This is a genomic window from uncultured Photobacterium sp., from assembly GCF_947039875.1.
GTDB lineage: Bacteria > Pseudomonadota > Gammaproteobacteria > Enterobacterales > Vibrionaceae > Photobacterium.
The window spans coordinates 57567-71283 of the sequence record NZ_CAMRAN010000010.1; the positions used below are offsets into that span (position 1 = coordinate 57567).

At 38.5% G+C, this 13717-nt stretch carries 3 protein-coding genes; all 3 read right to left on the bottom strand.

Going from position 1 to position 13717, the window contains the following annotated elements:
• Nucleotides 1-56 precede the first annotated feature (56 nt).
• The 3 genes from Q0V26_RS05645 to Q0V26_RS05655 all read right to left on the bottom strand — a co-directional run bounded on the left by Q0V26_RS05645 (nucleotide 57) and on the right by Q0V26_RS05655 (nucleotide 13361).
• Nucleotides 57-3323 (bottom strand): hypothetical protein, encoded by a 3267-nt coding sequence (locus Q0V26_RS05645; RefSeq protein ID WP_297479028.1) that lies wholly within the window; start codon nucleotides 3321-3323, stop codon nucleotides 57-59.
• Nucleotides 3324-3411: 88 nt separating this feature from the next.
• Entirely contained in the window at nucleotides 3412-3894 is a 483-nt protein-coding gene (locus Q0V26_RS05650) for a hypothetical protein (protein WP_297479030.1), read from the bottom strand.
• Nucleotides 3895-4373: 479 nt separating this feature from the next.
• Complete coding sequence (locus tag Q0V26_RS05655; RefSeq protein ID WP_297479033.1) at nucleotides 4374-13361, bottom strand: GEVED domain-containing protein; 8988 nt, start codon at nucleotides 13359-13361, stop codon at nucleotides 4374-4376.
• Nucleotides 13362-13717 lie beyond the last annotated feature (356 nt).

Consider the following 13717-nt stretch of genomic DNA (forward strand, 5'->3'; position numbering starts at 1 on the left):
AAAATAAGCTCAATAAGCCCCCCTACAAGGTAGGGAGGGCTAAGTTCTATTTACTCTTAATCAATTTTCACTACAAAGTTACCAACCGCTTTGTCACCAGGAACAAGTGTTCCTACAGTAAAGGTAACAGTGTCACCGCTTACCGCACCAGTAACGTCAGCACCAGTAGTACCATTAGGGTTACATAAAGGACCTAAATCATCAGTCTCTAAAGGATATGTTGCATCAGCAAGTGCTACAACAGTGCCTGAATCGGTCGTATTACGACAACTTACTAAGCTACCACCCGCATGAAATTGAGAGTACTCAGTTAATTGGTCTGTAATAACTGTATTTAGCGCATTAGATGTACCTTCATTAACAGCAATCAGTTTCCAAACAACACACTGTCCAGGTTCAACATTTGTCGTTTGCTCTTTTAAGAAGGTCTTATCAGTATCAGCAACACCATCACAATCAGTATCTAAATCAGCATACTTATAAAGACGGACCTGACCTTTAACAACTTCTGAATTATCTTGACCTTGAGCAGTGACTGTTGGATCTGTTGTTGATACAGCAGTAATTGTTGTTAGGTTATTTGTACCAGATGTTGCATCTGTTGGTGCAAATACAGTGACTTCCATTGGAATGGTTTCACCAGGTTCTAACGTTAGTGTTGGAACTGTATCTGAGCCATCTGTTGCATCACACGTAACTTCTACACTTACAGTAGAACCATCCGCTTGCTGCACAATAATTGGTGTCGTTACAGGATCATCACATAAGTTACCAACTTCAGTATCAGGCGTACCATCACCATCAGTATCAACAGTAATTGTATTATTAAATCCAGTCATATTATTGCCTGAACTTAAATCAACGGTTTCAGTTGTATTACCATTGTTACCTAACGTGTGGTCGTAAGTAACACTACCACCTGGTTCGATTTGGTTGCTTAATGATGCTGGCGTAATATCAATACTTGCATCAGTTGCGACATCAAATGCTTCAACCTTACGGTTAGATGCATTAGATGCGTCTGATGTAGCAACAAGTGAAATGATATAATCCATATCACCATCACTATTAGCATCAATCGCTGCCGTTTGATCACTATCAGCTAAAGCTTGAGTTGGATCTGATGGAATAGTAATTTCAGCATTGACCCATAATACAGCACCTGCTGGAATAGTTGGTGTCGATGTAATAACATTGCCTGTTGCAGCAATATCTACCGTACCATCTGCATCAGTATCAATACCATTATGCTTGAATACTACAGTCCAGCCCGTTGGTAATGCTGTTTCCCAACTTGCGCCGTTATAACTACCTTCTGCACTTAATAGGAATGAATCTGAACTACCGCCTTCATTAGCAATATAAATAGGTGCTATAACTGTTGAACCTAAAGGCTCATCATTAAAGACAGTTGCTACATCTGCGCTAGTAAGAACGCCACCCGCAAGAAGCACAGGATCGACATCTACAGCAGGATCAATAGTAGTAATTGGTGTATTAGCAATATCAACAGTAGGGCCTGTAATATTATCTAACCGCTCAGTTTTACTATCAGTCTTAGTTGCATCATTGAAAGAAGTTGCCGTTGTTGTTGCTTCAAATGGTGTTGGAGAATCAGCAGCATCTGATGGCAGATTGGCAACGACACGGAACAATGTCTCATTACAATTGACAGTAATACCATCAATAGTTACAGCTGCATCGATACATGTAGAAGGATCAATAGGACCACTATCAGGTGTTACATTACCATTAGTATCAACAAGTTGTGCTGAACCATCCGCATTCCAATATTCAAATGTTGTTCCTGTTGGAAAGCTAACATTTGCAGTCGAAAGATCAAAGCTATCGGTAGTATTACCGCTATTAATGATCTTGTTATAGAAGAATACTTCACTACCAGCAGCAGCTGAATCTACTGTCTGAATATTATCATCAGTACCATCAGAGTCACCACCACCTGATGTTCCTGTTTCAGTACCAGTATCAGTAATACCTACACCAGTAGTCGTCGTTGTAGTGGTTGTGGTTGGATTTGATGGATCGGGACCTGCAGTTGTAGGATCTGGATCATTACATTCACCAGCATCATCGTAATCACCATCACCATTAAGATCTGAACATGAATAAGCAACGTTACCTATTTCGGTATCGCCCATCATTGTCTCAGGAGAATATGCTACATAAAAAGTCATGGAGATCGTTGTATTTGACGCTAATTGATCATCAACAGCATATACACCAGGTACTGCAGTATCGGTTGTATTACCGTTACTATTAAGATCTAAGCCACCATCAATTTGATTTTCAGCGGTATCATTAGTGCCATCTTGGTCTAAATCAACACCATGTGTAGATTCATCAACTAAATTAGCTGCAAAATCAATGGGTGTATCACCATTAACAGTTAACAAACCACTGCTTGATGCATCATATAGCCCACCAGTACTACTCGCGACATATACTGTTCCTTCAGGAATACCATCAAAGATAACCACATCTTTAGCATCTGTATTACCCGTATTTGAAACAGTCACTGTGTAGCGAATTAAACTCAATTCTCGGTTAGTACCGCCATCCCCGTCTAAATCAATACCTAAAGCGGTTTCCGTACCAACATTCTCTAAGTGCGTCGCTGATTTGGTAATATTAACCACAGCATCGTTAGTCACTGTAATTAATGATGCGTTAGTATCAGGTAAGGCATCATTGTTATCACCAATATCAGTGACAGAGCCATTAACAGGAGAAGCAGTACCATCATGAGCTTCTGCTTCTAATGTCACACCAAGTGTATCACCAGGAACGGCTGTTGTAGGCACTGCTGCTGCAAGCATTAAGTTCATTTGCTCACCAGCATTTAGAGTAACAGTATCACCAGAAGTAAATTCGGTTTCACCCGCATCTGGTTGACCATTATTATTTGCATCATTGAAAAGCTTCAATGTGGCAGCATCAATCGTATCCGTTCCTCGTCCATCAGTTCCTGGAAGATTCTGCGCAAATGTCAATGTATAAGTATCAGCACCATTACCAGTATTGGTTAATACATGAGGTAAATATACAGTTTGACCAGGAGAGCCAGTAGTATTGAGATCCTGCTCAATCGTTGCACTATAAATCTGAGCTACAGTTACAACCGCTTCATTAGATGTCGCGGTGTAACTATTTCCAGATTCATCTTCATAGGTTACTGTTGCTAAGTTTTTAATATCAGTTCCGGCGGCAGTAGCTGCAAGGGCTTGACTAGATAGTAAACCTGCACCTACCGTTATGAGTCCCGCCGCAACCCATACACTTATAGGTTTTAAATGCGTATTCATAAAGTGGTTACCTTTTAAGGTCATTAATTTAATTACGATGTGTATAAATACCCTTGCAAAAACGCAGGGCGGTACATTTACTTAACGTTTATTTAACTTCGATGCGATAAGCAAAAACTTGTTTTTCCTTAGCATTAATAGGTGTTAATGGTATCCAACGAACTGCGGTATATTTTTCAGGTGGAATAATAATCTCAACTTTTTTTCCATCTTTCATTATTTCGCGTTTCACTGGCTCTTCTTCAAATGTTTTACCTCCATCAATACTAACTAAAAAATTCGATTTAATTTTTGTGTTACTTGTATTGGCAATATAAAAAGTATTTTCAGGAATAGGTCCTGTAATAATTAAGCCATTCAAAGGCTTTTCGCTATTATTTGTGTAAGTTAACTTATATTCGATTTTATCTTTTGGTACGGCTTTCTCTGCTTTTACTAATTTTTCCTCTCCTTTATTATTTACTTCAACTATATATGCATCCATTTTACTTACTAGTAAGTTATCATCTTCCGCATAAACAGAAAAAGACATCATCAAACAGCCAATCACTATCAATAATAAATTTTTCATATTACACCTCATCCTTTATGATCCATGAAACATATATAATGCGATAAGCATGCCAATAAAATATTTTTTTATGCGATTAAAAAACAACAAGTTAATGATGTGTATTTATTTAAAAAGCAAAATAGAAAATTAATTATAATTTTGCGAATCATTATTTAAATGCGAAATAAAAAGTCAAAAACAAAATTAAAAATATAAAGTTATAACTATCGAACCATAAGATAATGTTTTTAAAAGTAGAACATTTTACATAGCGTGTATTATAAAAATAACAACTTAACTTAAAATAAATCCAACATCAATTTCTTACGTAAAAACGATTATTAAACATCAATTTGTTTGATAATTTTATTGGCTAATTTCTTAATTAAACAACAACTGTTTTATATTTAACACATACTACATTTATCAATGTAAAAAAGAACCATGTCGATATTTTATCGTATGGTTCTTTCCTAAAATATTAGCCAATGATGATATTATTTTATTTTTATTAAATAAACAGCTGTTCCTTGATCTCCTGGAGCTAAAGCGCCCGTCATATTCCAGCGCACCTCCCCTTCATAATCTACAATATTTGCCCCATTAGTAGTAACAGGTATACAAGTGAGTGACGTTGGCACATTACCCGAGGTACAATCTATTGCTTGAGAGAGCCCCGTATAACTTGGCGTACTATCAAAAATACTTAATTCAGTTAGATCACCATCTCCAACGTTAGTAAAGGTTATAACGTATTCCAATATATCCCCAGGACGGCCATTATTACTCACTCCAACAGCCGTTCCTTGAGTAATATTTCGTACCGTTTTCTCCAGCTTTAACTCGCCGGCACCACGGAACGTCGCTCTGATGGTGTCTTTATCTAACACTTGACGAGCAATACCGTGTCCTGTTCCCGCACTATCACTAAAGATCATATCTGCTGCTATATCATAATGATATTGAGCATTGAGCGAAGCATTCGCTGGCACAAACACTTTACTGAGTAAACATACTGCTGTATTACCATTTACTACTGTCGGATTAATAACTTGAGCATCCACACCATCTATTATTCCATTACAATTATTATCTAAATAAAGAATGGTACTCCAACCGTCATTTGCTGGAGCAACCTCTGGATTTATAATGGAAAAGTTCACACTTCCCGAGGTTGCAGCAGTAAACTTATGTGGGAATAATACTGCCTTTCCAGGTTCAACTTCACTGAAATTATCAGGCTCCATTCTTGGCTCACGTACCTTACCAAAATCAAGACCACTGATATCATCCCCCGCACTGGCGTTAACAGCCATCTGACTATCAATCACACTGGTACTGGTCACTTGTGGGATCGCAGTGACATTAGCTTCACTGATATCAATCCAATCTGCTTGTTTAATCACATCTAGTAGTAAGTTTTTACCTGAGAAATCCACACCCAGAATAAATTTATAGCTACCATCACCCGATGTAATGTCCGTGGCTATCACATCACCCGTCGTCACTCCCGTAACACCAGCATCATTAAACGTTACGGTAACAGTAAAGTTACCTAAACCTATTTCAGTGCCGTCTTGAATACCATCATGTGCTGCTATTGCGCCACCATTATCTTCAAACACCACGCCATTTAAAACAATCCGATTGAGCAATTCAAATAAATGATCTTCGACTTCACCATCAACGGCTGCACCATCAAACGTATTACAACTGTTAGCGGCTGAACATAAACGTACTCGCATTACAGTATTACCATTAAACCCTTCTGCACTAGCGGCATCTAACGTTATTGCTATATTATTATTTCCTGCTGTAACAGCTTGATCATTAATTAATAATTCATTGCTATCAGCAAAATCACCATCATTATTTAAATCAACCCAAATACTCACAAACCCATTACCCACTACTTGAATCGGTAATGTGGTGCTGGTTTCTACAATAATTTGAGCGGGAATATTCAGATCCTCATCATCCTGCCCATGGGTATCATCCCCCGTTGCATCGGCACTGATCCACTGTGTAAATTCAGGATCCCAACGAGAGCCAAGCGCTAAATCAGCCACACCATCTAATGTCGCATCTAAATAAGCATGGCTAGCTTGGCCATATGTTGCAGCTGCATCACCATAATCGGTCGAATCATAACAACCAGCACCATCATTACCTTGCAAACTACTATTATTTGACGCTACAACAAACTCTATTTCAGCGGTTATTACATTGATGCGATAGACTACAGCACGCTCATTTAAGTCAATAATCCCATCTTGATTTGAGTCATGATTTCCGCCATTAGTCATGGCATACAAATTAATAGAGTTATCCATAATCAATGCCCCCGCTTGTAATTTCCCATTCGAATCCACAGTCGGTTTACCACTAAGATAAATCAAATCCTGACTGATAATACTGCCGGTATTAAGATCAACCTGATATAACTTCTCACCTCGTAAATCAACAAGATAGGCTTGTCCATTTTGACTACTTATGGCCAAATCTGCACCTACATCAATAACAACACCAGTAAAGGAGTCATTCATGGCACTAATATCTAATGGAATAACGGTAAATGTTTGGCTATTAAGATCAATCTTAAACATGGAATTCCATCCCGTTCGCCAAGCGATAAGATAATTACCATCCGTCGTAACATCACCAGCGGTTGAAGCGGTAAAATTAAAGGTTGTCGATGAATAACCAATATTTCGTAATGCATCACCAGCATTAAATGAAAAGGTTTCACCATCACTAAGACGGCTCACTGACGCAGCATTTTCTGCTCGCATTTCACCCAAATCAATAAAGCTAGTACCCGTTTTATCGGTCACAAACAAGTGATGATTACGATTGGCTGAGGTCATATCGGTAAAGGTGCCGTAAATCAAGCCATTAACTCGATTAAAACCAATAGCATTTATATTATTAATATTGTTTTGATTCGTAATCGAAATGGGATCTACAATATTAGAAAAAATAATAGGATCAGGCGTTGCATCCAATGACGTATAGGCATAATCACTACTACTCACCGGCTTAATTGTCTGTAAAATTAAATCACATTGATTATTTCCCACCAGATCTGATATCAACACCCGATAATCTTCGACTTCACCGTCATTCGCTAAGCCTACGGGGCTATCACAACCGACATCACTGCATAAGCGAACCCGTAAATAACTGTAACCAACGACGGCACTCGCGGGGATCGGTACACTGTAGTTATTATTCCCTATCGCAGCACTGACATCGGCAATAATTTGCTCACCCGCATCATCCCAATCCCCATCAAGATTAAAATCAAGCCATGCATAGACCCGTTGTCCGGTACTGATGCGCGCAGCGTCCTCTATAACATTCACGGTAATATCAAGGTTTTCACCTTTCGTTGCTGATAAAACAAGTGAGACACCATCTTCATCATCAAAATTATTATCGTCATCAGCAATCGCACCAATATTTTGAAGATCACCTAAATCTGTATCCCACAAATTACCCATGCGTAAATCAATAAAGCCATTATCATCACTGTCAGCCTGAACGTGCATTGCCCCATCGTTTTCATAGGTGGTGGTGTAATTATTGGTACCCGTACCCACAGTGGTATCTGGCGCATCCCCTAAATCGGTGCCTAATACATTCGGAGCTGCTGTAAAACACCCTTTTTGTAAGTTGTACGCATCACCCGTACTACCGGTAAAACCAAAGCGTACTAAATTACCGCCTAGCGCTGTCACCAAATCACGAGTAAATGAACCCACAAGTACACCATCCATGTAATACATTAGGGTATTGGTGCTTGGATCCCACTCAAACTGGGTTATGTGATAACGTCCATCTTCTAATTCACCACCCGCAACGGATGTTGCCGCAATCAAGGTATTTCCAGCGGAAGGGGTATAAACATCACCATTTAAATAGACGGCGGTATGATCGATATGTTGACCGCCAACTGCATCATCTGTGGCGGCAATATAAGTGTTATCAAAAGTATCAAATTCAACCACCATTGAGGGGGCTATTCGCGTTTGTGTTGAGCCAAAGATATTCGCATTTCCAATGCCATCGACCCCTAAATACCCGCCAAGGCCGCCCTGTGCGTTTAACCCCCGCGGATCATTTGAGAGTACAAAAGTCATACCGTCACCGCCCGCTTCAATATTAAAAGGAGGCACAACATTAGCACTGCGATCCCCTAAATAAACCGCCAGTTCAATGTAAAATGGTTGGTTTAAATCAATAAAACCATAGCTCCATAAGAAGCCATATTGATTGGTGGTATTCGGGGTAACAACATATTCCCCATTAGTATCTAGATACGCATTACCGGCCGCAAAAGCACGCGGTGCATCACAGGTTCCCGGTTGAACAATATTAGAAATCACTGGCGTGACGATATCTGTATCATCTTCACCATTACCAAACCCGTTATTAGGGGTTGAATCGCTATCATTAATACTGGTCTCTGTGATTTCAGCATTTATCGCGGGTGCAGTAAGAGACTGCGGCGCTAAACGGATCACCGCATAATCATTAAAACCAAGACCAATTGCGCCTAAATCTAATACTCCCGTGATTGGATCATAAGTAGATATTTCGGTGGTACCATCACCTGCATACGCATTAACAAAGCTGTATCCAGCCGGAATAGGAAGCGTTACTTTAGTATTAAGTGCTACCGTTGTGCCCATGTTCTCAACACCAACAACAACGTTAAAGGGAATACCTAAGGTTACATTCACACTAGGATCCATCGCTAACATTAATGCCAAATCCCCCGGTGGCTTTAATGAAATTAAATGATCTTCAACTTCACCATCACCTGAACTTCCAGTTGGACTATCACACGTTTCCGTACTTGAACAAATACGTAAACGAACATAGGTATCCATAATTTCAACATCAGCTGGCACGGTAAAGTTAAGCGTACTGTTACCCGAAGCAGCCACAGCAACCGTTGCAGTTTCATCTGCATCAAAGACACCGTTTACGTCAAAATCAATCCAGCCATAAAGGTTATCACTACCTGATGTAACCACAGGAACCGTCAAAGACAAACTATCCCCGCCGACTAAAATAGAGGGGATATTCGGTTGAATAAATCCATCTTCATCATCGGGTGTTATCCCATTAGTATCATCACCATCAGCTGCCATTGTTGGCTGGCCATCATTTTCATTATCAGGATTATTTACCCCTAAATAAGGCGTTGAAGTTTCAGTCATATGACGAGGACCGCTATCAACTAATTCTGTCGCATAGCCATTAACAGTTGGGGCATCTGCCCAATCTAGAGGTACTGGTGCATAACGACAACGAGCGCCATCATTACCTGATGCAGAGGCATTGGTTTGAGAGAACAGTGTCGCAGTATAGCCGCCCGCAGGCTTTGATCCATTCAATACATCAACACGATAGATTCGACCTGGGGATGGATTTTCTGAAATATAAAAATACCCTTGGTCATCAAAATACATCGCACCATATGGTCCATTAGCGATTCCAGGTAATACGCCCAATGAAGTACGAGCACCTGTCGTTGGGTCAAATTGATATAACGTTCGAGAGCCATCACTCGGCACAGAGTAAATAAAACCATCAACCGGATTAAACGCAATATCAGCATAATTTAAACTCGTCGTCGGTAAGATTCCAACTTGCGTTAAATAAGTTTCACTGTTTGGATTGGTATCAAATAAATAGAAATTGCCGCCCTTATGCGCATATAAAATACCGTTATCATCAATGTCACCATTATTAGCGGCACTTGGCATGGTTGAATTAGAGAGGGGTAATGAATAAGTATTATAAGCACTGTCAAATAAGTTAAGCGTGTTTGTTCCCTGTATTCCGGCCAATGTATTTGTCACCATAGAATAACCCACAGCACTACCTGCATTCACAGGGGAAACAAGGGCAGTCACTTCTCCTGTTGCTAAATTAATAGCATTTAGAATAGTCGAACCAGAACCATTGCCTTGGGTCAAATAAGCAGGGGTAGAACAAATATCAAAGGAGTTAATAACAAAATCGGCAAAGTTTATATCAGTTAAAGCGCCACCTATTGCTGTAACCGTCTTAATATTGGCACTGCTCGATTGATATGTGGCAGGATCCCCTATAGTACCGCCAGCATAACTACCTGTATTGATATCTAATATAGGCGCTGTTGGAGGACAAGTTGGAGACGCAATATTGGTTTCATTAATAGCTTCATAAACTTTATAGGTTCCCGTAGCCCCAACAGTCAGAGTATATGCTCCCGTTGTTGCATCTGCCGCCGTTGCATAACATAGGCCTGTCGAGGGGTTGTAGGCAACGATCGGGACTCCAATACCTAATCCCGTTTCGGTTCCATCTTTAATACCATTGGTTGCCGTACCACCACCATTGCCATCATCATTAAATACAAAGCCTGAGATTTGTTGTGCAACAACGGTAATAAGATAATCCTCTACCTCACCATCATCTGCAAGCCCTATAGATGAATTACAATCAACATCAGAACAAACTCGAACACGTAAATAAGTATTACCAAGTATTGCATTTATCGGCACAGCTATCGTATAACTTTGAGTAGAACTCGTCGCTGCTATATCTGAAATAACCTGTTCATCACTATCAAGCCAATCACCGTCTTGATTCCAATCAGCCCATGCATATAATCGCAAGCCGGTTAACGTTGATTCAGGATCTTTTGTTATTGTTATTGAAAGATCACTATTACCACCACGAACAAAGCTATTAACCCAACTGACACCATCTTCATCATCACTGTCTAATATATCATCTGCATTTGCCGCGATATTTTGTAATGTCCCGTCATCACTATCCCATAACGTACCTAATACAATATCATTTTGATTATCCGTATCAGTATCATTAAAAGCATGACCTGCACCACCATCATCATATAATGTTTGATAATCACCTGTAGTGGTTCCAGTAGATGTATCTGGCGCATCACCTAAATCATACTCATTCGCTTGAAATATCGCGCCACCTAATGTACTAAACAACAAACGCACTGAGTGCATAGATGCATCATTTACAACACCTAATCCCCACTGCACCCCAATACCATTATCAGTGCCAGGATTAGTATTTAAAGTGTTATCAAGTAAAAATGGCGCCGCACTTAAATTAGATCCAAGCATGGTAGAATAATGGCCTGAGAAATAACGATCCCAAGACTTATCTAATTCCATATATCCCATAAATTGATCAGTCGCAGTATAATTTTTAGTTACACCGACTAATGAATATGGTCCTGTATCTGGTTGATAATTTGCTGAATTATATGGAATAGCAAATGCAGCGCCTGCATCACCACCGTTTAAATACGTATCGAACCCTTGTGCTAGTCCAATATTAGAACTATTCGAACCCTCTGCTGATTCTAAACAATAATGTTGATCAAAAAATTCATTACCATTTATATAAGTTATTTCGGTCACAATTTTAATATCATTATTATCAAAAATATTATTATTATTTCTATCCCAATATCGTGATGACCATACTGAAAAAGGATCAGCTTCAGTTCCAACACCACTGACAGTACTCATTAAAAATTCTTTATAATTACAATATTCGCCGACACTACCATCATTAAGATGCATGTAAGGAAAAGTACCACCACAGCTATAAGATGTCTGTTGGAATGATTGTTGCTGACCATCCTTAAATACACCATTCCCCCCTGCGGCAATGTGATGAATTTGTAATGGTGATCCATTAATTATTTCATATTGAATGTTTGTTTTTATTGCTGCACCAATTAATTCGGAGGTATCACAACTCGCAACTGCATCTCGCCAATCAATATTCCCTCCTGAATTCACATCAGCATCATTATCGGGAAAATTATCATTCTGAGTATTATCAAAACTACCGTTTACATCAGCAAAGTTATCCCCATTATCATAGTTATTATCTAAACCATTAGTACCTACTGTACCCGATAAAATAAGGCCAGCTTCTGTTGTATCATCGCCGCCTTGGTTATCAGAATCCAAGTCTAAATAATCTGGATTGTCAGTAGTATCTGTATTGACGGGTGTTAATCCACTTGTTGGAGTATAAGCTGTATTTAAACCATTATTTGCCGTGTAATTTGCAGGGTTATCATTGTTAAGAGAGATATAACTCGTGGTTGTCTGCGCTTCGATATTATCTGGAATCCCATCACCATCAGAATCTAAGTCTAAATGATTAGGTATGCCATCATTATCGGAATCAATCATCGATGTTGGTGTACAATACGTTTGCCCAGAAGCACCACCAAGATTAATGGTTAAGCCCTGATTCCCTCCGGCATATTCATTAATATATAAACGTAATTTATCCCCCTCATCGAATTGAATATTCGTTACCCCTGGAGAAGGTTGCGTCCATGCAGCGGTACAAAATAAAAGTGTCTCAGTACCATCAGCAGCTACTTTTATTCCCATTTTACTATCGTGAGTCGTCCCTGATGGTAGAAGATCATAAACCCCTGTTTCACCAGCATTAAAAGTATGTTCATGACGAACAATCCAATGTGTTCCTGTTGGATTAGAACCTGTTACATTACCGCCATTGTTATTTAATGTTGCTAATAATGTAGATGAACCGCCATTATACCAATCAACTCTTAGTTCCCCAGGGAACTCATCCATTGTACCCGATGCAATCTCAGTTACTGATGCGATACCAAGTTGGTCACCACAACTTGGACCACTACCACCTTGATAAACTTTGATATCCCATGCTGACTCAAACACTGGTGTATTCGAACAAACATATCCTTCATCAACATCTAAAATTCCATCATTATCATCATCAATATCAACAGCATCCATAACACCATCAAGATCGGTATCGACCGTTAATGGATCATAAGTTGCCGGATCATAAAGAATGCCAGAGTAATTTTCATAAATAGTCGGAAGAGAGGATAAATGTTTGGATTTTTGATGTGTAATATATTCTAAATCCCAATCACCTCCTTTAATTTTATTTCCTGTCGGATTAATTGAAGCGGCAACAGATGCCCCTGTATATTCTGCAATTTTATCAATTAAGGCTTTACCATCCTCATTTTTTGCAACATCACAACCCAAGATATTAATATGACCAGAAGCAGATAACTTCTCACCAATAAAATTTAATTGTTTCTTATGATTATCTATATTATCAAGTGTTAGTATCTCTTTATCTAATATAATTTGACCATTTTCGCCATGAGAAACAAGATCAATCACATCATATTTATTATCTTTTAATTTGTCATTAATCAATTTAAGACTATCTATTTCGAAATGTTTTATACTAGATAAAGTAAAATATTTCTTATTTTGAATGTTAACATCAACTAAAACAATTCTTTCTATTTCATTTTCATGAAAAATATTTTTATAAATAAACAATACTGAAGTTATAAATAGAACACTAATCAACAATCTATTTAGCGTTGTTTTTTTTACGTTTTTATAAAGCATGCTATATCCTTACTTCATGTATGCTATTAAAAAATAACTATAAATACCGATTTACCATGTCTACTTCCTATGTAATTCATGCCTATAACCAAAAAAATAAACTGTTATATTCATCTCATCTAATAACCAAGCATCATCCATGCCAAAAAAAAACCATTTTAAAACAAGCAATATATTATGCTTATTTCAAAATGGTTTTTATTTTTAGAATATTTATTGCATAACAAGACTGTAGTACACGAATATCAAATTAGAGCCGTACTTTAATATTAACAAGAGCTGTCATACTTTTAAATATTCTGAGAACTACGATAAAATCAAAATGCCGATAATAAAATATTCAAACTCCCAACTGC